The sequence below is a fragment of the Klenkia marina genome, assembly GCF_900101025.1.
Classification (GTDB): Bacteria; Actinomycetota; Actinomycetes; order Mycobacteriales; family Geodermatophilaceae; genus Klenkia; species Klenkia marina.
Window position 1 is genome coordinate 49,835 of the sequence record NZ_FMUH01000003.1, and the last position, 23,447, is coordinate 73,281.

A 23,447-nucleotide genomic window follows, 5' to 3' on the forward strand; every position below is an offset into this window, starting at 1 on the left:
GTGACCGGGGACGACGTCCGCGCTGCGGTCGACGAGGCCGTGGCGCTGCTGGCGCGCGTCCCCGACCCGACGGCGGCCGTGCCGGTCATGGGCACCGACGTCGCCGGGGTCGTCTGGCACACCGGGGAGTGCCTGCACTGGTACGGCCACGACCTGCTGATGGGCCGGGTCGACCTCACCGCCGGGCGGTACGAGCGCGACCCCGCGGCCGGCTACGGGCGGTTGGTGACCGGGCTGTCCACCTGGGGCGAGGTGCTGGCCCGCGTGCTCGACGCCGCCGACCCGGGTGAGCGCGGCTTCCACCCCTGGGGTGCGCCCGACCCGGCCGGGTTCGCCGCCATGGCCTGCGCCGAGGTGCTGGTGCACACCGGGGACGTCGCCGAGGTGGTGGGCGCCCGGTGGGCCCCGCCGTCCGACGTCGTCGAGGCCGTCCTGGCCCGGCTGTTCCCGCAGGCGCCGACCGACGCCGACCCGGCCACCACCCTGCGCTGGGCGACGGGCCGGGCCGACCTGCCCGGCCGGCCGCGGCCGACGTCGTGGAGCTACGCCGCGGCCGCCTGAGTCAGAACGCGTCCGGGCTCTGCGGGGCGACCGGCCAGGAGAACGACGTCGAGGCCAGGGCCACCGCGCCGGGGCTCACCTCGGTGACGCGGCCGGCCCGGTGCAGGGTGCCCAGCGACACCCCGCCCAGGTAGACCGCGGCCAGCTCCTCGACGCCGAGCACGAGGTCGGGGTCGCGGTCGGTGCGCGCGCAGTGCCCGCCGGCCGGGTGACCGGTCAGCCGCCAGCGGCCGTCGTTCCAGGGGCAGAAGGGGTCGCGCACCTCCAGGACCAGGTCGATCGGCGCGGGGTAGCGCCGGGCGGCGAGGGCGCGGTCGACGTCCACCAGCCGCACCCACATCGCGTCCGAGGGCGACAGGGGCACCGAGCGCGGGTCAGCCACCATCGACCGGATCGGGTCCTCGGCGCCCAGCGCCCACGAGGAGACCTCCCGCACCAGGTCGTGGCCCAGCACGAAGCGCCACAGGGCGACCCGCACCGCCGGGGTGGCCGCGACCAGGTCGACCAGCTGCAGCTTGCCCTGCGGCTCGTCGCGGGGCGACCACTGCTCCTTCTGCCGGTAGCTCACGTACCCGGTGACGGCGCCGTCGGACTCGGTGTGCAGCGCGTACCGGCGTGAGGTCCAGCCGTCGCGGTCGTCCTTGTCGTCGCGCAGCCGGCGGTCCCACCACCGCTCGTCCCGGGCCAGGTGCCCGGGCACGTCACGGCGCAGTCGCTCGTACAGCGGGACGGCGGCCGCACGGTAGGCGTCGAGCTCCACCATCGAGATGCGGCCGTCGGTGGTCGGCAGGTCGGCGCGCAGCCGGGTGCGGGCGGGGTCGAGCGTGATCCCGCCCCGCCACACCGCGGGGGCGTAGCCGAACCGGCCGTAGATGCTGCCCTCGGCCGCCCACAGCGCGGCCAGCGGCTCGCGCCCGGCGGCGTGCACGTCGTCGAGCTGGCGCCGCATGATCGCCGTCAGCACCCCACGACGCCGGTGGGTGGGGGAGACGGTCACCCAGGTGACCCCGGCGGCCGGGACGACGCCGCCGGGCACGGTGAGGTCGTGGCTGTAGATGCCGGCCGTCGCCGCGACGAAGCCGTCGTCGAGCAGGGCGAGCGACCGGTCGAGCTCGGCGGTCGGGCGGGGTTCGTCGAGGTACGGGCCGGTCGCGTCCTCACCGAACACCCGGGTCATGGCGGTGGTGAAGGCGGGCCACTCCTCGACCGTGATCGGACGGAGCTGGTCGACGAGGGCGGGGTCGGCGGCGGGGACGGCGTCGGGTGTCACCATCCCTGCCTACCGGGTGCCGGGCCGGAGTGCGACCGGATTCCCTGCCGGTGTGCTTGGCGAGGGTTAGGGTCGAACGCGGTCGTCGCCCCGCCCGCAGGCGGCCCCGACGAGAGAAGGCCCATGCGTCCTGCCCCCGTGACCGCCGTCCTCCTGGCCGCGCTGCTCGCGCTGTCGGCCTGCTCGGGGTCCGACGGAGCCGACGCCTCCGGGGGCGGCGCGGATCCCGGCCAGCCGGTCACCACGGTGCCCGCGGCCACCACGCTGGTGGCCGACACCGACGCGGTGGCCGCGGCGCTGTCCACCAGCCGGGCCCTCTTCACGTCGTCCCCGGTCGCGGTCGTGGCCGCCGCCGACCAGCCGCCGTCCGGGGACGCCGTCGACGCGGCCGAGCAGCTCGGCGTCCCGCTGCTGCTGGTGGGGGAGGACCCGGCCCCCGTCGTCGACGAGCTGGACCGGTTGGGCGTGGAGCAGGTCCTCCTGGCCGACGAGGCCGAGACCGCCGAGGCCGACCTCGGCGACCGCGTCGTCACCGGCACCGGCGACGACCTGCCCGCGGTCGAGCCGGCCGAGCCGCTGTCCGACGTCGTCGTCCTGGACAGCGGGGCACCGGCCACCGCGGCGGGCGCGGTCACCGCACGGGCGGCGGGCGCCGTCGTCGTCGACACGGCCGGGCAGACCGACCCGCGGGCCTCGGCCGAGGTCGTCGACGCCCTCGCCGGCACCCAGCCGGCGGCCGTCGTGGCGCTGGGCGCCGACTTCACCGGGGTGCAGGGCCTGGACTGGAAGACCGCGACCGCCGCCTCGGGCACCCAGCTGCCCGGTGGTGGCCAGCTGCTGTTCCCCGAGCACTTCCTCGTCGCCATGTACGGGTCGCCGGAGGGTCCGGCGCTGGGCGTGCTGGGGGAGCAAGGGCTCGACGAGTCGATCGGCCGGGCCGACGAGTTCGCTGCGCCGTACGCCGCGCTGCTGCCCGACCGCACCGTCGTCCCGACGTTCGAGGTCATCGTGACGGTGGCCTCGGCGTCGGCCGGACCCGACGGCAACTACTCCTCCGAGGCCGACCCGGCCGCCCTGCGGCCCTACGTGGAGGCCGCGGGGGCCGCGGGCCTGTACGTCGTGCTGGACCTGCAGCCCGGCCGCACCGACTTCCTCACCCAGGCGCAGCAGTACCAGTCGCTGCTGGAGCTGCCCTACGTCGGGTTGGCGCTGGACCCGGAGTGGCGGCTGCAGCCCGACGAGGTGCACCTGCAGCAGATCGGGTCGGTGGGCGTCGACGAGGTGAACCAGGTGGTCACCTGGCTGGCCGACCTCACCCGGGCCAACGCGCTGCCCCAGAAGCTGCTGGTGCTGCACCAGTTCCGGTCGAGCATGATCACCGATCGGGAACGGCTGGACACCTCCCGCGACGAGTTGGCCGTGATGGTGCACGTCGACGGTCAGGGCAGCCAGCCGGCCAAGCAGGGCACGTGGAACGCCCTTCACCAAGGGGCACCTTCTCCGCTGTACTGGGGGTGGAAGAACTTCATCGACGAGGACGAGCCGATGCTCACCCCGGCCGAGACCGTGGCCCAGGCGCAGCCGCTGCCCGAGCTCGTCACCTACCAGTGAGGACGCCATGACCGAGGTGCTGGAGACCCGCGGGGACCTCGAGGCGCGCATCGCCACGCACCGCCGCGAGCTGACCGGTTACTGCTACCGCATGCTCGGGTCCTCCTTCGACGCCGAGGACGCGGTGCAGGAGACGATGGTCCGGGCCTGGCGGTCGCTGGACAAGCTGCAGGGCCCGGGGGCACTGCGCTCGTGGCTGTACCGCATCGCCACCAACGTCTGCCTGGACTCCCTGGACGGGCGCAAGCGCCGAGCGCTTCCGGTGGACATGTCCGACGAGCCCTACGCCCCGGTCGAGGCGTCCCTGGCGCAGACGCTGCCCGACGGCGCATGGGTGGAGCCGGCGCTCACCTCGTCGGTGCTCGGTGGCGACCCGGCCGACCTGGTGGCCCAGCGCGACTCGGTGCGGCTGGCCTTCGTGGCGGCGCTCCAGGTGCTGCCGCCCCGCCAGCGCGCGGTGCTCGTGCTGCGCGAGGTGCTGCGCTGGCGGGCAGAGGAGGTCGCCGGGCTGCTGGACACCACGGTCGCGGCGGTCAACAGCGCCCTGCAGCGGGCCCGCGCCACGCTGGCCGGGTACGACGGCAAGGCCCGGCCGGGGGAGGTGGACGCCGACCAGGCGCAGCTGCTGGCCGCCTACGTCGACGCCTTCCAGCGCTACGACATGGCCGCGTTCGTGAAGCTGCTGCACGACGACGCCGTGCAGGACATGCCGCCGTTCGCCATGTGGCTGCGCTCGGCCCCCGACGTCGTCGCCTGGATGGAGGGGCCGGGGTCGGGGTGCCGCGGCTCGGCGCTGCTGCCGGTCGACCTCAACGGTTCGACGGCGTTCGCGCAGTGGAAGCCCGACGGGGCCGGCGGGTGGACGCGCTTCGCCTTCCAGGCCCTCGAGGTGCACGACGGGCGGATCAGCCGGATCACGTCGTTCCTGGACACCCGGTTGTTCGACCTGTTCGGTCTGCCGGCCAGCCCGCCGCCGGAGGCCCTGCCCCGGTGAGGGCCGGTGTGGCGACCGGTGCGTTGAGCGGGTGACCGGGATCGAACCGGCATGGCCAGCTTGGAAGGCTCACCCCGGATCGTGACGTTCCGGACGTTGGTGCAGGTCAGAGGGGCGTGGCTGCCGTCTCGGACGTGTCGGCGGCCGTACGTGTCACTCGCGTGTCACTAGCTGGCGATGATCTTGGACGGTCGGAGCTGCTGCACGGGGGCGAGACGAGCTCGTTCGGACACCAGCTCGGCCAGCTCTGCCTGTCGGGCGGGGCTGCTCTGCGTGTACCTGATGGCCATCGCGTCCGACCTGTGCCCGAGCAAGCGCTTGATGTCAGCCACCGAGCCACCCACCACGGCCATCGTGGTCGCTGCGTGGTGCCGGAAGTCGTGACCGTGGAGCCCGGTGTCGCCGAGGCCGGCGGTCACCAGGGCTGCTCGCCACGGCCCGTCGGCGGCCGTGAAGTTGTTCGACCGCAGGGGCCCACCTCGGGGGCCGACGAACATCAAGCCCTCGGGGTCGGAGGCGGCGTAGGTCGCGAGGTGGTGCGCCAGGTCGTCGGCGATGTGCGACGGGACGGCGACGACGCGATGGGTGCCGTTCTTCGTCGTCTCCCGGATGACCCGGCCCTGGCCCTTGACCTTGCCGGCCGTGCGGCGGACGTGGATGACGCCGCGCATCAGGTCGACGTCCCGGCGGCGTAGGGCGGCCAGCTCGCCGAACCGGAGCCCGCAGAACCCCGCGACCAAGACCATGGCCCTCCACCGTTCGGCGATGGCGTCGGCGATGGCCTGGACGTGCTCCAGCTCGACGTCCGGGCGGGGGTTGACCGGCTCGGATCCGGCGCCCTTGATCGTGCAGGGGTTGGCCCGGATCTCGCCGTCCTCGACGGCCGTCGTGAGGATGGACTTGAGCAGCTTGTAGCACTTGGGGGCCCCGGTCGGTCCCGCGCCGGTGACCAGGTCGGTCAGCATGCCGTGCCATGCCCGCACCCGGGCAGGGGTGATCTTGCCCAGCTCGACGCGGCCGAAGGTGGGCAGAATCCACCGGTCGAGCTGTCCTCGGTACAGGTCACGCGTGGTCGGTGCCAACGGCCTGCCCTGCACCTTCCGGGCGGCCAGCCACGCGTCCGCGTAGTCGACGAACCGGGTGAGCCCGGCACCGGGAGTCGGGTGGTTGCTGTCCTCGATCGCCACCTGCGCGCGGCGCATGTGTGCCTCGGCCGTCTTGCGGGCTCGGGCGGTCCGTTGGGCGTCGGTGCCGGCACCCTCGCGCGGGAACGTCATGGTCACCGTCTTGCCGTCGACCCGGTAGCGCAGTCGCACACTGCCGCTGGGCAGCTCGGTGACAGAGCCGGAGCCCTGGCGGCGCCGGGTCTCGGTGGGGGCCTTGCTGGTCATGGGACGTCCTCACGGGATCGGCGGAAGCTGGCCATCCCCTCTACCGACTCGGGTAGGTCAGAGACAACCTGCGTGTGGCCGGGGGACTGTCCAACTGCGTGCTGACCAGCGCAAGGGCTTGACCGGCCGTGTCAACCAGTCGGGCTTACGTGGCGATGAGGGCCCGAGATGACGTGGTTGGGCCGGGTCGACGTGACACGAGCGCTACGTGGCGGCTCAGACTCTGCCTGGGGTGTCCTTGGCCGATCCCGTTTCGTGGCTGCTGCCGAGGCAGGCGTCGATCGTCCGACCCACAGCGTTGTAGATGTCGCCCAGCTGGAAGTACGGAACGGTGCGGCCGGCGTGGTCGGTGAAGTGCACGACCAGGGGCCAGTTGATGTACACGACCCACTCGCTGGGCATCGCGCTCACGAACCGGTAGCGGGTCTGCTCGGCCCCGAACACGAGCGGCTCGAACGGCGGGCGGGTCCAGATGATCTCGACCTCGGCCGTCGGCGGCTCGACCCGGAGTACCTCCTGGTCGACCGGCGCCGAGGTCACGGCGGCGGTGTGCAACATCGCGTGCTTGTCGGCGTTGTTGACCCGACTTAAGACGGCCAGCAGGTTGTCGGCGGGGACCCCGCCGGGGACGTCCTGGAAGGGCTGGAGCGACTCGATCGTGTCGTAGGCGGCCTGGCTCACGTGAGCCAGCGGACCGCGTTCCTTCGGGTAGCGCTTGCCGACGCTGTCGGCCCACTTGTCGGGGTCGTCGTAAATGGGAAAGGCGTTGTCTCGGATCGGCTGGCGGCCGTTCTGGAGGACCAGGACCGTGATCAGGTTGTCTAGCGCCGACCGAGCGCAGTGCGCGAAGTCCCCAAGCATGAGGCCCATCTCGGGATAGGGCTCCTCGGCCGGTTGATACAGCGCGGAGAAAGTGCCGTCGCAGTTGTTTCGCGGCGGGGACATGCTGCCGGCCTCCAGCACCCTGCTGATCTCCGCGAGCAGGACATCGAGGACATCCCGGGCGTGAGACAGCTTCAACCAGACGCCGGCGAGAACACTGTCCGGGGTGATGGGGTCCACCGGTCCATCGTGGCCCGGGGCACCGACAGTGCGAGTGGCGGTAGCCCCGGCGCGCCGCCGGGCTTCTGTTCGGGTGCTCAGGCCCCAGATGCTGTCCGGGCCGACCTCGATCGAGTTGTCGCCCAGGTCACAGGTGAGAGCGGACGCATCGTTCTCGCATGAGACGATGCTTCATCATCGACGAGCGGAGCACGGGGGTCTTCGTGGCGAAGGACAAGTTGCCGCCCATCTGGGAGCAGGAGCCGCACACGGCGGCCAAGCACGCCATCCTCAGGGGGTACCTGGGTGCGTGGTTCGCCATCATGGGCCGGTACAACGGCCGGGTGCTGATGCTGGACGGGTTCGCCGGTCCGAACATCTACGAAGGCGGCCAGCTGGGGTCCCCGAGCTTGACCCTGGAGACGCTCACCCAGCACAAGTACGACGTGGCGAAGTACGGCTGCGAGTTCCTTCTGTTCTTCAACGAGGCCGATCCGGAGCGATACCCGCACCTGGAGCGGTCGATCGCTGAGATCGAGGCCGCCGGCCTGCCCGAGCACGTCAAGATTGCGCTGTTCAACCAGAACTTCCAGCACCTGGCTACTGACCTCCTGGAGACGCTGGAGGCATCCGACCGCCGCCTTGCGCCCACGTTCGCCTTCCTCGACCCCTTCGGGTACCAGGACGTCCCGATGAACCTCATTCGGCGACTGCTGGCGTTCGACAAGTGCGAGTTGTTGATCTACTTCGACGCGAACAGTTCCATCAGATTCGCGAACAAGCCGGGCAAGGTCGAGCCCCACTTCGATGCCTGGTTCGGAACCGACGAGTACCTACAGGCACCGCCGGCAGGCACCCCGGGGCGCAAGGAGTGGCTGAGGGATCTGTACGCCCGGCAGCTCCGTGAGGTGTGCGGTTTCGACTACGTCCGATGGTTCGAGATGCGCGACAAGAAGAACAAGACCATCAACTACCTGTTCTTCTGCACTCGCCACGTGACGGGCCTGTCCCGCATGAAGGACGTGATGTGGAAAGTCGCACCCAACGGGGACTTCGTCTTCTCGGACTACCTGAACGACAAGTTGGTCTTGTTCACCCCCGACCCGGACATCGCCCCGCTCCGACAGGCGATTCTCGATCACTTCGGGGGGCTTAGAGGGGTCACCATCGAGCAGGTCATGGAGTTCGTGGTGGTTGAGACGCCGTTCATCGAGGCGCACGTCAAGAAGCCCACGTTGAAGCCAATGCAGCTGGACGGGCTGTTCACGTCCCCAAACCAGGGAAGGTTCGGCACCTACCCAAGCGGCACCATCCTGGACTTCAGCTAGCCGCGAGGGCTGGCATCTCATCCCAGAGGCGGCCGTCCAGCTCGCGGCCGTTTGCCTTCGGGGTGCGGCCACCCCACTGCTTGAAGAAGAAGGGGACGTTGGCGTCGACGCATTGGTCGCGGATCTCCGTCACCCAGTTGGCCTGGACGGGCCGCGCGCCGTGGCCGGACTCGCCACCGACGATGACCCAGCCGATGCCATCCAGCTCCAGGTGTCCGAGCGGTCCGATCAACGGTTCGCAGGACAAAAACCGTACGGCCGCCGGCACCTTGCGCAGCGCGGCGATCCGGTCGCGCACCTTGGCCTCCTCGACCGAGACCCCCAGCCACAGGTTCGCAGGCCAATCGAGCTGGTCGGCCAGCTTGAGCACCCGGCTAGGACGCTTGGTCAGTACCTGGTAAGTGTGCTGTGGGGTGTCTGCGATGACCTTGAAGACGTCGGCGATGAAGTCGATCGGCACGCGGGCATGGAACAGATCGCTCATCGAGTTAACGAAAACAGTGCGGGGCGCTCGCCACGTGTAGGGCTGGCGCAGCGCGCGTGGGTGAGTCGTTACACCGAAGCCCGGCCCGGATGTGACCGGGTTGCCGTCGTTCTGGTACTTTGCTGCACCCATTGCCTTGAGCCGCTTGCTCAGCGTGAGCGCGTAGCAGTTGTCGCAACCCGCCGAAATGCGGTCGCAGCCCGTCACCGGGTTCCAAGTGACCTCGGTCCACTCGATCTTGCTGCCACTGGCCACCGTGGTTCGCCTCCCAGAAATGGGGTCGGCTGTCATCCTCATGAACTATTCGAACACGCGTTCGAACACGCGTCAAGCCGCCCGCTCTCACCCTAGGCCGACGTGCGTCGGTGAGACCTTGCTCGGACGTGTCACTCTTGCCGACGGGCCTGGTGGGGCTGGTGGTGCGCTCAGGCCCTGCGTGCTGCGGCGTAGGCGTCCAGCTCGGCCGTGGTGAGCACCTGCTTGACCGTGGAGGCGTGCCAGACCGGCCGGCCGGTGCTGGTGAGGATGCCGTCGGCCATCAGACCCTCCCCGATGGCGACCAGACCCCGTCCGGCGGCGCGCTCGGCGACGATCCGGTCCACGACCACGGCAGGCACCTTGCTCTTGCGCCCGTACCGGGTACCGGTCTGGATCTTGGCTTGCATCGCGTCTGCGGTGCGCTCGGCGATGACCTCGGCCTCCCACTCGGCCACGTTCGCCATGATGCCGGCGACGAGACGGCCGTTGCTCGTGCTCAAGTCGAGACCGATCTCAGAGACGGCGAGCGTCCAGCCCTCGCGCTTGGCGTCAGCGGCCAGGCGGGAGAAGTCGGCCACCGACCGGGCGAGCCTGTCGATCTTGGTGACAACGATGCCGTCTGCCTGCCCGCTGTGGACCAGCTCCAGGGCCCGGGCGAGCGCATCGCGCCCGTCAGTGCTGGTGCCAGAGACTCCACCGTCCACCTCGATGCCGACCAGCTCGACGCCCCGGGCAGTAGCGAAGGAACGGATCTTGGCCTCCTGGTCGTCCAGCCCCCCACCGCTGGCCACCTGTCGACCGGTAGAGACCCGGCAGTAGCCGACCCACCGCTGAGGGCCGGCGGGCTGGGTGCGCCTGGAGCGACGGAGCGTGGTCACGGACGCAGATTACAGGAAATGTGGAGATTCTGTAATCAGGTGTTGCCGGCGAGCCCTTCCAGGGCGACGGCAGCACCTTCCAGCCTGTCGCGCTCGGTCTGGGTCGACGTGATCTCGCCCCGGTCGACAGCGTCGAGCACCCGGCGCAAGATCGCAGCGGCCTCAGTCGGTTCGGCGGCGTCGTCCTCGTGGTCGGCCATGCTGACGATCTTCCCTCGGTCGGCTTCGTGGGTCCTGGGGGAGTTGGGTGCCCTACGCGCGCGACGACGGGCCATTGGGCCCACCGAGTGCGGGTCGCAGGGGCAGGGCCTCGGCGGCGCTGACGATCCCCATGCGTGCTCCCGGTCGGCGGGCGAGCCCTGGGCCGTCGCTGGTCTGCTCCAGGATCAGCCTGCCGAAGTCGCGCCGTTGGGCGGCGGCGCTGAGGGCGACGGCGGCGACTGCGACGTGGGGGCCATCGACCAGGCTGACAACGTCGCCGGTGCGAACGTAGGTCTCGCCGACGGTGGCGGGCTCGTGGACCAGGTAGTCGCAGGCGACGGCGGGCAACGTGCTCGTGGTCGCGTGTGGCTTGCTGGGGAACGCGGTCACGGCGCGATGCCCTCGATGGGCTCGACGTCGATCTGCACGTAGCCGTGGGTGGCGCGCTGTTCCTCGGGGCGGAGCCAGTGCAACCGCGCGGCCAGCTCTGCGGGCATGGTCAGCGTCTGACCGGCGGGCAGGTAGCCAGAGCCCTGGAAGGGGGCATCCGTGCGTGCCACCATGCGCACCAACGTGGCCCCCGGGCGGGCTCGCTCGATCTCCACCACCCAGAGCATCCGGCGGCCCCAGCGGGCGCACTGAGCGTCGTCGGAGAGGTCGGATACCCATGACCGGCCGAAGTCGTCGCGCTGTGTGGCGGCAACCTCGGGCGTGATCTTGTAGAGCCGGTCTTCGCGCAGCACCAGCCCGACTGCGCTCAGCGCCGTCCCCGGCAGCGGCACCACGTGGATCGTGCTCATCGACCGGTGCCCTGCGTGGTGATCTCCCGGAGCCTGGACGTCCGGCTGATCGTCAGGTGGGAGTAGTGCCCGGCCCGCATCTGGTCGACCATCCGGGTCAGCGCCTCGGGGTCGTACTCGGTCATCGTGGGCCCTTTCGGTGCCTGGTCGGGGTCGGGGCTCACCGGCCGGTGCCCTGCGTATCGCCGGTGGTGGTGAACCACTCCGCGTTGTCGGCGACGACGCGGTCGATCTCGGCCTGCTCGGCCCGGCTGGGGGTTGCGGGCTGACGGCGGGCGGTGTCGCTGCCCAGCGCAGCGGCGAGCCGGACGTTGCGGTCGCGGATCTCCTCCAACCGGGAGACCGAGATCAACTCGGGGTCGTAGCGGCGGCTGCCGGACCTGAGCTGGTGGGCCATCGCGGCGAGCGCTGCGGCGCGGTTGGTGTCGGACATCGTGTCGTCCTCGGGGTCGTGGGGGGTCTTCGGTGGCGTCCGGCGCTCAGCGCGGTGACGGCGGGGCCGAGGGTGCCCACCTCGGAGACCGGCCGTCGTCTGGGCTGGAGAACGGCTGGCCTGTGGTCCTCGTCGTCACCGCGCTCAACGTCGGTGTCGTGCTGGGGGAGGGCTCGTGCTGGACGCCCAACGGGGCGGAGAGGACCCACTCGTCCAGCACGAGCCCTGTGCACCGCTCACCCGTCGCCGAACCAATGAGCGGGCCTGTACGGCGACGTCGGGGTGAAGAGGCCACGCCCTGGAGCCGCCGTGCAGGTAGTGCCCTCGCGGCGCCCGGTCGTGTGACGGAGCGCGTGGCGCCGCGAGGAGTCAGCGGTACTCGCGCAGCGTGGTCGAGTGCATCTGGAGCGGTTCGCGAGCCGTCTTGCCGGTGGCCATGTAGATCGCGTGGGCGACGTAGCGCTCGACTTCGGCGGCAGCCCGGCGGGGGTTGCCGGAGCCGAGCGCCTCTGCGAGCCGCTGTGCGGGGCTGGTGTTCGGTGCGGTCATCGTGGTGCCTCCTGGTTGGGGTCGGGGACGAGCTGGAGGGCCGGGCGTTGGGCGCGCTCGGTCAAGGCGTCAGCCAAGTCGGTGAGGTCGTGGCCGGTGGTCTGCGCGCGCAGGACGCCGGCCACGACGAGCGCGGCATGGGGGTCGGTGTCGGCGACCGTCACGAGCGCGCTGACGAGTGCGTCAAGCTCGCGCACCGTCGTGCGGGTGCCGTCGTCGGCGACACCGAGACGGTCGGCGAGGTAGGCCAGCGCTTCGCGTTCTTCGCGGGAGGCCATGAGAGCTAGGCGCCCGTCGCCGGCCGTCATCGCGTGGTCTCGGACGTCGGCGGCGTCGCTGACCTGCGTGAGCACCCGGTCAACCAGGTCGGCGAGCCGCACGTCCTCGCGCCGACGGGCGATCCCGACGGTGACCTCGGCCAGCGCGGCGGCCAGGTGCTCATCACGGTGTCGGGCCAGGCTGCGGGGGCTCAGGCCGTAGCGCCGGGCCAACGTCTCCAGCGGTACCCGGCGAGATCCACCGGCGCCGATGATGGCGGCGTCGATGTCCTCGTGGTCGTCATGGGCGCAGATCGTGCAGGGGCGAGCCATCAGCGCATCGCCCCCGGCAGCCCGTCGCGTAGCAGCGCGGCGAACGTCGACAGGGACATGACCACGTAGTGCTGAGCGTCGTCGGCCATGCGGCGCTTCTGCACCACGACGGGGTACACGCGGCCCAGGCGCTCGGCGACGGCTCCTGCGTCGTCGGCAGCGTCGGCCAGGTCCAGACGACGGACAGAGCGCGGTCGGATGGCCCACGACGTCGTCATCGTGGCGTTGGCGGGATCGGGCTCGATCGTGCCGGTGGTGGCGTCGAAGGTGGCCCGGGGAAGGCCGGCGTCACGCAGCGCGAGTGCCACGGCGTGGGCGTGCGCCCGGTGCGCGGCGATGGTGGCCAGCTCGCCGGTGGGCGCCGTGGTCGTCGTCATCGCGAGGTCTCCCCGCCGCTGTCGTTGGTCACGACATCTCCTTCGGCTTCCAGTGGCGCTGACCCCGGTACGACGACCAGGTCGGCGAAGCTCTTGCCGGTGGTGAGTCGTCCTGGCGGCGGTGCCGGCGTCGTGGTGGGGGCTCGGTAGTCGGCCAGCTCTGCGAGCGTGAGCCGCTGCGTCGTCGGTGCTTCTTCGTGGTCGGGGGATGAGGTCTGAGCGTCGGAAGCTGCGCTAGGAACAGCACCCGACCCGAGCCCGACCCGACCCGGCGTCACCCCTGGTGACCCTTGATCTGTACTTAGTTCAGATCCAGGTACGTACCTGGGTTCTGCGCGACTCGGGTTCTGAGCTGCGCTTTGCCTCCTGCGCGGCTGTCCACGGCGGGGCTCTGGCAAGAGGGTCATGCCAGCCTGATCGGGGGTGCGCCTGGCCTTCTTGCTGTTGCACGACCTGCACGAGGTCACGCAGTTGTCGACGCTGCTGGGGCCGGTGGGGTCGACGTGGTCGTAGGTCAGCCCGGTCGGGCCTCGGCGATCCGTGTGGTTGCCCTTGATCCCGCAGTACCTGCACCGGTCGCCATCGCGCTTCTTGATCGCGGCCACCAGGCCCGGGATGCGCTTCATCTGCTGGCGCTTGTTGTTGGCCTCACGGTCGGCGAGGACGTCCGCTCTCAGGGGCTGGTCGGGTGCCCACGGGGTGAACTGCCAGCCGGTCTCGTCGTTCTCGGCGTCGGTCGTCTCGATCCAGAGGCCGGCGGTCACCAGTCTGGCCGCCATCTCCGCTGTCGCGCCGAGCGACGCGGGCACCCACTCGGGAACGAAGCCGTCGGTGAGCTGGTCGGATGCCCAAGCGCCGGCCAGGGCCCACAGGCCCATCGCGGCGACACCGGCGCGACGGGCGCGCCGGTCGCCGTGGAGCTTGTCGTCCACCTTGAACCAGACCATCACGTGCTCCCGAGGTGCTGGACGGGCCGACGCGCTCCCGGCTGCCGGACGTCGGCTGCCTCTTCCTCTTCGGCCTCCAGCGCTGCTGACCCCGGAACGAGACGGGATGACACCCTCTGCGGGCCTACGTGGCCGGCGACGTGCGCCCCGGGGCGATTGGTCTCGCAGGTGGCCGTCAGTCGGCTACGTGGCGGCTGGTGAGCTGCGTGGGGCTGGCGGTGGGGTAGTCCGTTCACTGGTCCGTCGAACGCTCGGCCTCGTGGCGCTCGACGTCAGCCAGACGCACGCGGATGGCCCGACGACGGGGGTCGGGGTGCGGGCCGACGCGCACCACAGGGATCTCACCGGTGGCGAGTGTGGCTCGGACCGTGTTCTCGGCGAGCATCCAGCGCTCGGCGAGGTCGGCGACGGTCAGGAACGTGGTCGGGGCAGACTTCTTCGCTCGTGGCATGACTCCTCTACCGGTTGAGAGGTGCTCGACGCCACCCGTTGGTGCCCGATGGTCTCGGCAAGGCCGGGACAGATGAGGGGCCCCGGCCGCCGTCGGCGCCGGCTGGTTCGCCCGTGCCACTCGCGTGTCACTAGCCGTTGGGACCGGGTGGGATCCGATGGGTCCGAACGCAGATCGGGCCTGGCCGCCGCGTGTGCGGTCTGACCAGGCCCGATGCGTGTTCGTGCAGGTGGTGAGCGTGGAGCGGGTGACCGGGATCGAACCGGCATGGCCAGCTTGGAAGGCTGGGGCTCTACCATTGAGCTACACCCGCGAGGTGCTGCCCGACCAGGGTAGCGGTAGGTCCTGTCCAGGTGGTGCGGCCTAGACTCGGCCCTCGCCACGGGGTGTGGCGCAGCTTGGTAGCGCACCTGCTTTGGGAGCAGGGGGCCGCAGGTTCAAATCCTGTCACCCCGACACGACGCCCGCCGGTCTCTGGGAGACTGACGGGCATCCCGGCCTGACCTTGCCCGATCCGGCACGGCCTCGCCGTTCCCCCTGCTGTCTGCACCGAGGAGCACTGCACTGTGAAGAGCACCATCGAGAACCTGGGCCCGACCCGGGTCCGGCTCGCCATCGAGGTGCCGTGGGGCGACCTGGACCACGCCTTCGGTGAGGTCTACAAGGAGCTCGGCCGCCAGGTCCGGGTCCCCGGCTTCCGTCCGGGCAAGGTCCCCAACCGCATCCTCGACCAGCGCATCGGCCGGGCCGCCGTCCTGGAGCAGGTCGTCCAGCACGCCGTCCCCGAGGTGTACTCGGAGGCCATCCGCGAGAACCAGGTGCGGGTGCTCACCCAGCCCGACGTCGAGGTCACCCGGCTCGACGACGGCGACACCCTCGCCTTCACCGCCGAGGTCGACGTCGCCCCCACCCTCGAGCTGCCCGAGCTCGACTCCCTGGCCGTGACCGTCGACGACGTCGAGGTCACCGACGAGGAGATCGACACGCAGGTCTCGACCATGCGTGAGCGCTTCGCCGTCCTGACCGGTGTCGACCGCGCGGCCGCGGACGGCGACTACGTCTCCATCGACCTCGAGGCCACGCTCGACGGCGAGGTGCTGGAGGACGGCACCACCAGCGGCATGTCCTACGAGGTCGGCACCGGCACCCTCATGGAGGGTCTCGACGAGGCCGTGCGCGGCCTGTCGACCGACGAGTCGGCCACCTTCACCACCAAGCTCCTCTCGGGCGACGCCGCCGGCCGCGACGCCGAGGTCACCGTCACCGTCCGCTCGGTCAAGGCCAAGGAGCTCCCCGAGCTCGACGACGACTTCGCCTCCACCGCCAGCGAGTTCGACACCCTCGCCGAGCTGCGCGACGACGTCCGCACCCGGCTGGGCCGCGTCAAGGTCATGCAGCAGGGCAGCCAGGCCCGCGACAAGCTGGTCGAGCACCTGCTCGAGGTCGTCGAGGTCCCGATCCCCGAGACCCTCGTCGAGCGCGAGCTGCAGTGGCGCAGCCAGTCGATGGAGCGCGAGCTCCAGCAGGCCGGCATGGACTGGGACGCCTACTTCGAGATGGCCGGCATCGAGGGCCGCGAGGCCTACGACGCCGACATGCGCGAGAACGTCGAGAACGCCGTGCGCACCCAGTTCGTGCTCGACGCGATCGCCGACGCCCGCGAGGTCACCGTCGACAACGACGACCTCTCGGCCCAGATCATGGCCCAGGCCCAGCGCAACCGCGTGAGCCCTGAGCAGTACGCCCAGCAGCTGCAGCAGGGCAACAACATCGCCGACTTCGTCGCCGACGTCCGCCGCACCAAGGCGCTGGCCCAGCTGCTGGAGTCCACGACCATCACCGACGCCTCCGGCAACGAGGTCGACCTCGAGGCACTGCGCCCGCGCACGACCACCGCCGACGGCGACGAGGCCGCGGAGGCCCCGAAGAAGAAGGCCGCCGCCAAGAAGGCCCCCGCCAAGAAGGCGCCGGCCAAGAAGGCAGCAGCCGCCGAGGCCGACGCCGACGAGGCCACCGACGAGGCCGCGGAGGCCCCGAAGAAGAAGGCCGCCGCCAAGAAGGCCCCCGCCAAGAAGGCGCCGGCGAAGAAGGCAGCGGCCGAGGTCGAGGACGCCGACGAGTCCTGATGCACCGCTGATCAGCACGGCGCCGACGCCCGCCCCACCGCACCGCGGTGGGGCGGGCGTCGTCGTCCGCGGGGCGGGCGCATGTGCGCCCTCGGCGAACACCGGCCGTCGCGGGAGTGGCCTGTCGGACGTGCGCGTTAGGGTCGACGTGACACCGAGAAGGGGCCCGCCCGCACCGGGCGCGACCCGCCCCCGGCGGCCCACCAGCTCCACCGCACCACCATCCAGAGACCGCCTGCTCGACAGTCCAACGGAGGTCACCGCACACGTGAGCACCACACACCCGACCGCGCCGGTGATGCGCGGCGCCGGGAACATGATGAACCTCGGCGACTCGGTCTACGAGCGCCTCCTGCGCGAGCGCATCATCTTCCTGGGCACCCAGGTCGACGACACGATCGCCAACCAGCTCGCCGCCCAGATGCTGCTGCTGTCCGCCGAGGACCCCAAGCGCGACATCCACCTGTACATCAACTCGCCCGGCGGTTCGGTCACGGCCGGCATGGCGATCTACGACACGATGCAGTTCATCGACTGCGACGTCGCCACCTACGGCATGGGACTGGCGGCCTCGATGGGACAGTTCCTGCTGACCGCCGGTGCTCCGGGCAAGCGCTACGCCCTGCCCCACGCCCGGATCATGATGCACCAGCCCTCGGCCGGCGTCGGCGGCACCGCGTCGGACATCGCCATCCAGGCCGCCGTGTTCCGCCGCACCAAGCAGGAGCTCAACGAGCTGCAGTCGCGGCACACCGGCCAGACCATCGAGCAGATCGAGATCGACTCCGACCGCGACCGCTGGTTCACCGCGGCCGAGGCGTTGGAGTACGGCTTCGTCGACCACGTGGTCACGAAGGCCTCCGCGACCACCGAGACCGACAACCCGGTCACCGAGAACTGACGGTCGGAGGACCTGACATGAGCTTCGAGATGCCGCAGAGCCGGTACATCCTGCCCTCCTTCACCGAGCGCACCAGCTACGGGATGAAGGAGTCCAACCCCTACAACAAGCTCTTCGAGGAGCGCATCATCTTCCTCGGGGTGCAGGTCGACGACGCCAGCGCCAACGACGTCATGGCCCAGCTGATCACGCTGGAGTCCACCGACCCCGACCGCGACATCACGATGTACATCAACTCGCCCGGTGGATCGTTCACCGCGCTGATGGCCATCTACGACACGATGCAGTTCGTGCGGCCCGACATCCAGACCGTCTGCATGGGGCAGGCCGCCTCCGCGGCTGCCGTCCTGCTCGCGGCCGGGACCAAGGGCAAGCGGCTCGCGCTGCCCTACTCGCGGGTGCTCATCCACCAGCCCTCGGGCGAGGCCGGCGGCCAGGTCACCGACCTGGAGATCCACGCCGCCGAGATCGAGCGCGTGCGCACGCAGATGGAGCACATCCTGGCCCGGCACACCGGTCGGACCCAGGAGCAGGTCCGCAAGGACATCGACCGCGACAAGATCCTCACGGCCGCCGAGGCCAAGGAGTACGGGATCGTCGACGAGGTCATCCAGAGCCGCAAGCTCAACGCCCTCCCGGCGTGACCCGCACGGCTCCGGGGTCTCTCCTGAGGCTCCGGAGCCGCGCGGTCGCAGGCGGGCGCCGGGGGTCCCCGGGGCTCGTGCGACTCGGGGTGGACGACAGCTGACAACCCGGGTGCGTCACTGCCCGGGAACGTCGGAGAGGGCCGGTACGGTCGGCGGACACCCGATCCCCGGCACCCGCCGGCTCGTGCACGAGGCCCGCCGCCGGCGGGGTGATCAGGGATGACGAACAGGGTCCTGCGCTTCCCCGCAGGCCCGTTGTGACACGGAGGTCAGCCAGGTGGCACGTATCGGTGAGAGCGGCGACCTGCTCAAGTGCTCCTTCTGCGGGAAGAGCCAGAAGCAGGTCAAGAAGCTCATCGCTGGCCCCGGGGTCTACATCTGCGACGAGTGCATCGAGCTGTGCAACGAGATCATCGAGGAGGAGCTCAGCGAGTCCTCGGACCTCAAGTTCGACGAGCTCCCCAAGCCCAAGGAGATCCACGACTTCCTCGAGCAGTACGTGATCGGCCAGGACAAGGCCAAGCGCACGCTCGCCGTCGCGGTCTACAACCACTACAAGCGGGTCCAGGCCGGCGGTGAGCGCGGCTCCCGCGACGAGAACGTCGAGCTGGCCAAGTCCAACATCCTGCTGATGGGCCCCACCGGGTGCGGCAAGACCCACCTGGCGCAGACCCTGGCCCGCATGCTCAACGTGCCCTTCGCGATCGCCGACGCCACGGCGCTCACCGAGGCCGGCTACGTCGGCGAGGACGTCGAGAACATCCTGCTGAAGCTGATCCAGGCCGCCGACTACGACGTCAAGCGCGCCGAGACCGGCATCATCTACATCGACGAGGTCGACAAGATCGCCCGCAAGAGCGAGAACCCGTCGATCACCCGCGACGTGTCCGGCGAGGGCGTGCAGCAGGCGCTGCTGAAGATCCTCGAGGGCACCACCGCCTCGGTGCCGCCGCAGGGCGGGCGCAAGCACCCGCACCAGGAGTTCATCCAGATCGACACCACCAACGTGCTGTTCATCGTGGGTGGCGCCTTCGCCGGTCTCGAGGAGGTCATCGAGGCGCGCACCGGCAAGCAGGGCATCGGCTTCGGGTCGGCCGTGCGCGGCAAGGCCGAGATCGAGGAGGCCAACGCGATCGCACAGGTGCTCCCCGAGGACCTGCTGAAGTTCGGCATGATCCCGGAGTTCATCGGCCGTCTGCCGGTCATCACCACGGTGCAGAAGCTCGACCGCACCGCGCTGATCAACATCCTCACCGAGCCGAAGAACGCGCTGGTGCGCCAGTACCGCAAGCTCTTCGAGCTCGACGGCGTGGAGCTCGAGTTCACCGACGACGCCCTCGAGGCCATCGCCGACCAGGCGCTGCTGCGCGGCACCGGTGCCCGCGGGCTGCGTGCCATCCTGGAGGAGGTGCTGCAGTCGGTGATGTACGACATCCCCAGCCGCGACGACGTCGCCACCGTGGTCATCACCGGCGAGGTCGTCCTCGACCGGGTCAACCCGACCATCGTGCCCCGCAAGCCCGTCCGCGAGCGCCGCGAGAAGTCCGCCTGACCCTCCCGGCGGCCGCCGCGCCGCCCCTGTAGGTGCACGAGCTCTGAACGCCGATGGCCCAGAACCCACCCGGTTCTGGGCCATCGACGTTCGCGGCCCGGGTACTGACCACCCTGGCCGAGTCGTCAGGCAGCCAGTTCGTGGGCGCGACGGCGGAGGACGAGCTCGATCTCCCGGCGGCACCCCTCGGGGTCGGTCGTCAGCCGCGCGTGGCTGAACCGGAGCACCACCCAGCCCGCCGCAGCGAGGGCGGTGTCCCGGCGCATGTCCCGCTCGCGGTCGGCCCGGCTGCTGTGGAAGCGGTGCCCGTCGAGCTCGACGGCCACGCGAAGGTGGGGCCAGGCGGCGTCCAGGCGAGCCCGCACGCCCGGCAGTGCGACCTCGTGCTGATGCACGCACCGGGGCAGATCGGGGATGCGCAGCACGTGCAGGAGGCCGAACACCTCGAGCTCGCTCTGGCACCCCGCCTCGATCAACCCGAGCAGCTGCTCGAGCGTGCGGCGTCCGGCGTGCGTCCGTTGTACGGCGGACTCCGCCCGCACGGCCGCGACCTCGACCTGCCCGTCCCGCACCGCGCCGATCAGCGCATGCCGGACGGTGGTCATGTCGATCGCTGCTCTCGGGTTGAGCCTGGTGCAGCTCGCCCACGCCCACGCATCGACCAGGCTGCGGGCCAGACCGAGCACGGGCAGTGCCTCGGGGCGGCCGGACGTCGGGGGTTCGCGGTCTGCCGCGGGTGATCCCGCGAGGCGCGCGGACACAGACGGCGACCGCCCCTGGCCGGCGGCCGGCCCCCGGTGGTGCAGGACCGCCATGGGGAGCGTCGTGCGGTGGGCGAGGACGTCGTCGGACCCGCGGGGCCAGCGGTCGGCGGGCACGGTGACGTGGATCGGACCGGTGTCGCGGGGGAGCAGCCCGAGGTGGACCAGAGCCGACTGGTGGCTGAGCGGTCCATGGGCCCACAGCGTGGCGGCTCGGGCGCGGACGTCCCACTCGCGGATGCGGCCGGGCAGCGCCAGCACGCCGGGGTGGGGGAGGACGAGGTCGCCGTCGGCTAGCCATCGGGTGACGCTGCTCGAGCTGGCGGCGAGCGTGACCTCGTCGCGGCGGGCGGCACCGTGCGGCAGCAGGGACGAGAGCGCGTGCATGCCGGCACCCTGACCGATCGGGCGCCGTCCCCGCTCGGCCCCTGTGGACAACGCGGACGTCGAACCCCGACGGCCCGGATCGAGGGCCACGGACCCGCACGGGGTGCAGTGGCGCCCTGTCCGCACGTGGAGTGCGCTGCTGGCGCACCCGCACCCGCACCCGCACCCGCACCCGCACCCCCACCCGCAGCGGAGCGAGCGCGGCCGGCGTTCACCGGCCCCGGGCAGGGATCTGTGAACCCCGGGGGCCCAGAACAAGGTGCGTTCTGGGCCGCCGGAGTTCAACGCTTCGCTGAGCGCGCAGCGCTGAGCGCCGGCGCGGGCTACTCCGCGGCGGGGACCTCGGCGAGCACCACGTCGACGCTCAGTGGGCCCTGGGCGGGCTCCACCGTCAGCGTGGTGATGATCCCGGCGGCCACCAGGTCGCGGCGCACGGCCTCGACCAGCGCCACCGACGCCTCCGGGGCGCGCACGACGGCGGACTCGACCGGCGCGCGCATCGACACCTTGGCCTCGCTCTTCGCCTTCCGGATCGCGGCGAGCGCCTCGGCGGCCACCCCGACCAGTGCCGGGTCGCCGCCCGCGGGCAGCTCGTCGGTGGTCGGCCACGCGGCGCGGTGCACCGACCCGCTCTGCCACCACGACCAGACCTCCTCGGCGGCGAAGGGCAGCACCGGGGCCAGCAACCGGTTGAGCACCGACAGCGTGGTCGCCAGGCCCGCCTTGGCCGACGCGGCACCCTCGGCGGGGCCGCCGTCCTCGCCGTAGGCCCGGGTCTTCACCAGCTCGACGTGGTCGTCGCAGAACTGCCAGAAGAAGGTCTCGGTGACCTCCAGCGCCCGGGTGTAGTTGTAGGCCTCCATCGCCGCGGTGGCCTCCTCGACCACCGTGCGCAGCCGGGCCAGCAGTGCGGCGTCCACCGGCTCGGTGACGTCGGCGCCCACCAGGTCGGCGGTGGCGCCGAGGCTGCCGAGCACGAACTTGCCGACGTTGAGCAGCTTGATGGCCAGCCGGCGGCCGACCTTCATCTGCACCTCGTCGAACGGCGAGTCGGCCCCCGGACGGGCCCCGGCGGCGCGCCAGCGCACGGCGTCGGTGCCGTACTTCTCCAGCACGTCGATGGGCGTGGTGGCGTTGCCCTTGGACTTGCTCATCTTCTTGCGGTCGGGGTCGACGACGAAGCCGGAGATGGCCGCGTGCGTCCAGGGCACCTGGCCCTGCTCGTAGTGCGCGCGCACCACCGTGGAGAACAGCCAGGTGCGGATGATGTCGTGCGCCTGCGGGCGCAGGTCCATCGGGAAGACGTGCGCGAACAGCTCGGGGTCGGTGTCCCAGCCCGAGGCGACCTGCGGCGACAGCGACGACGTGGCCCAGGTGTCCATGACGTCGGGGTCGGCCATGAACCCGCCAGGCACCCCGCGCTGGTCCTCGGTGAAGCCCTCGGGCACGTCGGAGGACGGGTCGACCGGCAGGGCCGACTCGGGGGCCAGCAGCGGCTCGTCGAACACGGGCTCGCCGGCCTCGTCGAGGCGGTACCAGATCGGGAAGGGGACGCCGAAGAAGCGCTGCCGGCTGATCAGCCAGTCGCCGTTGAGGCCCTCGACCCAGTTCTCGTAGCGGTGCCGCATGTGCTCGGGCACCCACTGGATCTCGCGGCCCCGGGCCACCAGCGCAGCGCGCAGGTCGGCGTCGCGGCCGCCGTTTCGGATGTACCACTGGCGGGTGGTGACGATCTCGAGGGGCCGCTCGCCCTTCTCGAAGAACTTCACCGGGTGGTTGATCGGCCGCGGGTCGCCCTCGAGGTCGCGGGACTCGCGCAGCAGCTCCACGACCCGCTGCTGGGCGCTGAACACGGTCTTGCCGGCCAGCTCGGCGTACACCTCGGCGGGCACGCCGTCGGGGGCGTCGGGCAGCAGCCGGCCGTCCCACCCGATGATCGCGCGGGTGGGCAGCTGCAGCTCGCGCCACCAGATGACGTCGGTGAGGTCACCGAAGGTGCAGATCATCGCGATGCCCGAGCCCTTGTCCTTCTCGGCCAGGCGGTGGGCGACCACGGGGACCTCCACGCCGAACAGCGGCGTGCGCACGGTCTGCCCGAACAGCGGCTGGTACCGCTCGTCGTCGGGGTGGGCCACCAGCGCGACGCACGCGGGCAGCAGCTCGGGGCGGGTGGTCTCGATGTGCACCGGGCCGTCGGGGCCGGCGAAGGCGACCCGGTGGTAGGCGCCGGGACGCTCGCGGTCCTCGAGCTCGGCCTGCGCCACGGCGGTGCGGAAGGTGACGTCCCAGAGGGTCGGCGCCTCCTGCGCGTAGGCCTCGCCGCGGGCCAGGTTGTGCAGGAACGCCCGCTGCGCGGTGGCCCGCGAGGACTCGGAGATGGTGCGGTAGACGTTGCCCCAGTCGACCGACAGGCCGACCTGGCGCCACAGCTTCTCGAACTCGGCCTCGTCGACGGCGGTGAGCTGCTCGCACAGCTCGACGAAGTTGCGCCGGCTGATCGGCACCTGGTCCTTCCCCGCCTTCTCCGGCGGGGTGAACGAGGCGTCGTAGGGCAGCGAGGGGTCGCAGCGCACGCCGTAGTAGTTCTGCACCCGGCGTTCGGTGGGCAGGCCGTTGTCGTCCCAGCCCATGGGGTAGAAGACGTGCTTGCCGGTCATGCGGTGGTAGCGGGCCACGATGTCGGTGTGCGTGTAGCTGAACACGTGCCCGACGTGCAGCGACCCGCTCGCGGTCGGCGGCGGGGTGTCGATGGCGAAGGTCTGCGAGCGGGGCGCGGCGAGCGCGGCCTCGCGGTCGAAGCCGTAGACGTCGTCGCGCGCCCACGCGGCTACCCACTTGGCCTCGAGGCCGTCGAGGGTGGGCTTGTCGGGCACGGTGCCCGGGGCGGTGACGTCTGTGGACATGCCCTC

General features: G+C 71.2%; 25 protein-coding genes and 2 tRNA genes. 9 read left to right on the forward strand and 18 right to left on the reverse strand.

What is annotated here, in order from left to right; all coding sequences use genetic code 11:
- The gene (locus BLP29_RS09845; RefSeq protein ID WP_092804766.1) at window positions 1-561 is read left to right on the forward strand and encodes a hypothetical protein; all 561 of its coding nucleotides are present in this window, start codon (window positions 1-3) and stop codon (window positions 559-561) included.
- A 1-nt stretch (window position 562) separates the two neighbouring features.
- Here BLP29_RS09845 and BLP29_RS09850 read toward each other — a convergent pair whose 3' ends face one another.
- Window positions 563-1,831, reverse strand: a complete 1,269-nt coding sequence (locus tag BLP29_RS09850; protein ID WP_243469840.1) for a GNAT family N-acetyltransferase — start codon at window positions 1,829-1,831, stop codon at window positions 563-565.
- A gap of 138 nt (window positions 1,832-1,969) precedes the next feature.
- On the opposite strand from BLP29_RS09850, the gene BLP29_RS09855 reads away from it, so the two are divergent.
- Window positions 1,970-3,442 (forward strand): hypothetical protein, encoded by a 1,473-nt coding sequence (locus BLP29_RS09855; protein ID WP_243469841.1) that lies wholly within the window; start codon window positions 1,970-1,972, stop codon window positions 3,440-3,442.
- A gap of 7 nt (window positions 3,443-3,449) precedes the next feature.
- Entirely contained in the window at window positions 3,450-4,436 is a 987-nt protein-coding gene (locus tag BLP29_RS09860; RefSeq protein WP_092803472.1) for a sigma-70 family RNA polymerase sigma factor, read from the forward strand.
- A gap of 167 nt (window positions 4,437-4,603) precedes the next feature.
- On the opposite strand, the gene BLP29_RS09865 is transcribed toward BLP29_RS09860, so the two are convergent.
- On the reverse strand, window positions 4,604-5,827 hold the full coding sequence (locus BLP29_RS09865) for a site-specific integrase (RefSeq protein WP_092803475.1): 1,224 nt from the start codon (window positions 5,825-5,827) through the stop codon (window positions 4,604-4,606).
- Window positions 5,828-6,043: 216 nt separating this feature from the next.
- The gene (locus BLP29_RS09870) at window positions 6,044-6,889 is read right to left on the reverse strand and encodes a hypothetical protein (RefSeq protein WP_092803478.1); all 846 of its coding nucleotides are present in this window, start codon (window positions 6,887-6,889) and stop codon (window positions 6,044-6,046) included.
- Window positions 6,890-7,047: 158 nt separating this feature from the next.
- Here BLP29_RS09870 and BLP29_RS09875 point away from each other — a divergent pair, with 158 nt between their 5' ends.
- The gene (locus BLP29_RS09875) at window positions 7,048-8,196 is read left to right on the forward strand and encodes a three-Cys-motif partner protein TcmP (RefSeq protein WP_092803481.1); all 1,149 of its coding nucleotides are present in this window, start codon (window positions 7,048-7,050) and stop codon (window positions 8,194-8,196) included.
- On the opposite strand, the gene BLP29_RS09880 is transcribed toward BLP29_RS09875, so the two are convergent.
- The 13 genes from BLP29_RS09880 to BLP29_RS09930 form a co-directional block, all read right to left on the reverse strand.
- The gene (locus BLP29_RS09880) at window positions 8,189-8,935 is read right to left on the reverse strand and encodes a DUF5131 family protein (RefSeq protein WP_092803484.1); all 747 of its coding nucleotides are present in this window, start codon (window positions 8,933-8,935) and stop codon (window positions 8,189-8,191) included. The two genes, BLP29_RS09875 and BLP29_RS09880, sit on opposite strands and share 8 nt — an antisense overlap.
- A 170-nt stretch (window positions 8,936-9,105) precedes the next feature.
- Entirely contained in the window at window positions 9,106-9,816 is a 711-nt protein-coding gene (locus BLP29_RS09885; protein ID WP_092803487.1) for a recombinase family protein, read from the reverse strand.
- A gap of 35 nt (window positions 9,817-9,851) precedes the next feature.
- On the reverse strand, window positions 9,852-10,016 hold the full coding sequence (locus BLP29_RS20990; protein ID WP_165839348.1) for a hypothetical protein: 165 nt from the start codon (window positions 10,014-10,016) through the stop codon (window positions 9,852-9,854).
- A 52-nt stretch (window positions 10,017-10,068) separates the two neighbouring features.
- Window positions 10,069-10,407 (reverse strand): hypothetical protein, encoded by a 339-nt coding sequence (locus tag BLP29_RS09890; RefSeq protein WP_092803490.1) that lies wholly within the window; start codon window positions 10,405-10,407, stop codon window positions 10,069-10,071.
- Window positions 10,404-10,817, reverse strand: coding sequence for a hypothetical protein (locus BLP29_RS09895; protein WP_092803493.1), 414 nt, complete (start codon window positions 10,815-10,817; stop codon window positions 10,404-10,406). The genes BLP29_RS09890 and BLP29_RS09895 overlap by 4 nt, the downstream gene beginning before the upstream one ends.
- Complete coding sequence (locus BLP29_RS21770; RefSeq protein ID WP_279385444.1) at window positions 10,814-10,942, reverse strand: hypothetical protein; 129 nt, start codon at window positions 10,940-10,942, stop codon at window positions 10,814-10,816. The genes BLP29_RS09895 and BLP29_RS21770 overlap by 4 nt, the downstream gene beginning before the upstream one ends.
- A 35-nt stretch (window positions 10,943-10,977) precedes the next feature.
- The gene (locus BLP29_RS09900; RefSeq protein ID WP_092803496.1) at window positions 10,978-11,250 is read right to left on the reverse strand and encodes a hypothetical protein; all 273 of its coding nucleotides are present in this window, start codon (window positions 11,248-11,250) and stop codon (window positions 10,978-10,980) included.
- 369 nt (window positions 11,251-11,619) lie between these two features.
- On the reverse strand, window positions 11,620-11,799 hold the full coding sequence (locus tag BLP29_RS09905) for a hypothetical protein (RefSeq protein WP_092803499.1): 180 nt from the start codon (window positions 11,797-11,799) through the stop codon (window positions 11,620-11,622).
- Window positions 11,796-12,389, reverse strand: a complete 594-nt coding sequence (locus tag BLP29_RS09910; protein WP_092803502.1) for a hypothetical protein — start codon at window positions 12,387-12,389, stop codon at window positions 11,796-11,798. The genes BLP29_RS09905 and BLP29_RS09910 overlap by 4 nt, the downstream gene beginning before the upstream one ends.
- The gene (locus BLP29_RS09915; RefSeq protein ID WP_092803505.1) at window positions 12,389-12,766 is read right to left on the reverse strand and encodes a hypothetical protein; all 378 of its coding nucleotides are present in this window, start codon (window positions 12,764-12,766) and stop codon (window positions 12,389-12,391) included. The genes BLP29_RS09910 and BLP29_RS09915 overlap by 1 nt, the downstream gene beginning before the upstream one ends.
- Window positions 12,763-13,713, reverse strand: coding sequence for an HNH endonuclease (locus tag BLP29_RS09920; RefSeq protein ID WP_133379112.1), 951 nt, complete (start codon window positions 13,711-13,713; stop codon window positions 12,763-12,765). The genes BLP29_RS09915 and BLP29_RS09920 overlap by 4 nt, the downstream gene beginning before the upstream one ends.
- A gap of 232 nt (window positions 13,714-13,945) precedes the next feature.
- Window positions 13,946-14,164, reverse strand: a complete 219-nt coding sequence (locus tag BLP29_RS09925) for a helix-turn-helix domain-containing protein (RefSeq protein ID WP_092803508.1) — start codon at window positions 14,162-14,164, stop codon at window positions 13,946-13,948.
- Window positions 14,165-14,403: 239 nt separating this feature from the next.
- A tRNA-Gly gene (locus BLP29_RS09930) sits at window positions 14,404-14,477 on the reverse strand.
- Window positions 14,478-14,546: 69 nt separating this feature from the next.
- Here BLP29_RS09930 and BLP29_RS09935 point away from each other — a divergent pair.
- The 5 genes from BLP29_RS09935 (at window position 14,547) to clpX (ending at window position 19,390) form a co-directional block, all read left to right on the forward strand.
- A tRNA-Pro gene (locus BLP29_RS09935) sits at window positions 14,547-14,620 on the forward strand.
- A gap of 110 nt (window positions 14,621-14,730) precedes the next feature.
- Window positions 14,731-16,290 carry a trigger factor gene (gene tig / locus BLP29_RS09940; protein ID WP_092803511.1) on the forward strand — a complete coding sequence of 520 codons (1,560 nt, stop codon included), beginning with the start codon at window positions 14,731-14,733 and terminating at the stop codon, window positions 16,288-16,290.
- A gap of 268 nt (window positions 16,291-16,558) precedes the next feature.
- Window positions 16,559-17,191 carry an ATP-dependent Clp protease proteolytic subunit gene (locus BLP29_RS09945; protein ID WP_481268993.1) on the forward strand — a complete coding sequence of 211 codons (633 nt, stop codon included), beginning with the start codon at window positions 16,559-16,561 and terminating at the stop codon, window positions 17,189-17,191.
- Window positions 17,192-17,208: 17 nt separating this feature from the next.
- Window positions 17,209-17,835, forward strand: coding sequence for an ATP-dependent Clp protease proteolytic subunit (locus BLP29_RS09950; protein ID WP_092803514.1), 627 nt, complete (start codon window positions 17,209-17,211; stop codon window positions 17,833-17,835).
- Window positions 17,836-18,115: 280 nt separating this feature from the next.
- Entirely contained in the window at window positions 18,116-19,390 is a 1,275-nt protein-coding gene (gene clpX, locus BLP29_RS09955) for an ATP-dependent Clp protease ATP-binding subunit ClpX (RefSeq protein ID WP_092803517.1), read from the forward strand.
- A 125-nt stretch (window positions 19,391-19,515) separates the two neighbouring features.
- Here the strand turns inward: clpX and BLP29_RS09960 are convergent, their stop codons facing one another.
- Window positions 19,516-20,538: a DUF559 domain-containing protein gene (locus BLP29_RS09960; protein ID WP_092803520.1), complete on the reverse strand. Its 1,023-nt coding sequence runs from the start codon at window positions 20,536-20,538 to the stop codon at window positions 19,516-19,518.
- 323 nt (window positions 20,539-20,861) lie between these two features.
- The gene (gene valS, locus BLP29_RS09965; RefSeq protein ID WP_092803523.1) at window positions 20,862-23,441 is read right to left on the reverse strand and encodes a valine--tRNA ligase; all 2,580 of its coding nucleotides are present in this window, start codon (window positions 23,439-23,441) and stop codon (window positions 20,862-20,864) included.
- Window positions 23,442-23,447 lie beyond the last annotated feature (6 nt).

What these genes read in the sequence shown, in the direction of transcription:
- BLP29_RS09860 (WP_092803472.1), top strand. Translation starts at nt 3,450, where the DNA reads ATGACCGAGGTGCTGGAGACCCGCGGGGACCTCGAGGCGCGCATCGCC.
- BLP29_RS20990 (WP_165839348.1), bottom strand. Translation starts at nt 10,016, where the DNA reads ATGGCCGACCACGAGGACGACGCCGCCGAACCGACTGAGGCCGCTGCG.
- BLP29_RS09865 (WP_092803475.1), bottom strand. Translation starts at nt 5,827, where the DNA reads ATGACCAGCAAGGCCCCCACCGAGACCCGGCGCCGCCAGGGCTCCGGC.
- BLP29_RS09950 (WP_092803514.1), top strand. Translation starts at nt 17,209, where the DNA reads ATGAGCTTCGAGATGCCGCAGAGCCGGTACATCCTGCCCTCCTTCACC.
- BLP29_RS09925 (WP_092803508.1), bottom strand. Translation starts at nt 14,164, where the DNA reads ATGCCACGAGCGAAGAAGTCTGCCCCGACCACGTTCCTGACCGTCGCC.
- BLP29_RS09915 (WP_092803505.1), bottom strand. Translation starts at nt 12,766, where the DNA reads ATGACGACGACCACGGCGCCCACCGGCGAGCTGGCCACCATCGCCGCG.
- BLP29_RS09920 (WP_133379112.1), bottom strand. Translation starts at nt 13,713, where the DNA reads ATGGTCTGGTTCAAGGTGGACGACAAGCTCCACGGCGACCGGCGCGCC.
- BLP29_RS09960 (WP_092803520.1), bottom strand. Translation starts at nt 20,538, where the DNA reads ATGCACGCGCTCTCGTCCCTGCTGCCGCACGGTGCCGCCCGCCGCGAC.
- BLP29_RS09895 (WP_092803493.1), bottom strand. Translation starts at nt 10,817, where the DNA reads ATGAGCACGATCCACGTGGTGCCGCTGCCGGGGACGGCGCTGAGCGCA.
- BLP29_RS21770 (WP_279385444.1), bottom strand. Translation starts at nt 10,942, where the DNA reads ATGACCGAGTACGACCCCGAGGCGCTGACCCGGATGGTCGACCAGATG.
- BLP29_RS09875 (WP_092803481.1), top strand. Translation starts at nt 7,048, where the DNA reads ATGAGACGATGCTTCATCATCGACGAGCGGAGCACGGGGGTCTTCGTG.
- valS (WP_092803523.1), bottom strand. Translation starts at nt 23,441, where the DNA reads ATGTCCACAGACGTCACCGCCCCGGGCACCGTGCCCGACAAGCCCACC.
- BLP29_RS09910 (WP_092803502.1), bottom strand. Translation starts at nt 12,389, where the DNA reads ATGGCTCGCCCCTGCACGATCTGCGCCCATGACGACCACGAGGACATC.
- BLP29_RS09905 (WP_092803499.1), bottom strand. Translation starts at nt 11,799, where the DNA reads ATGACCGCACCGAACACCAGCCCCGCACAGCGGCTCGCAGAGGCGCTC.
- BLP29_RS09900 (WP_092803496.1), bottom strand. Translation starts at nt 11,250, where the DNA reads ATGTCCGACACCAACCGCGCCGCAGCGCTCGCCGCGATGGCCCACCAG.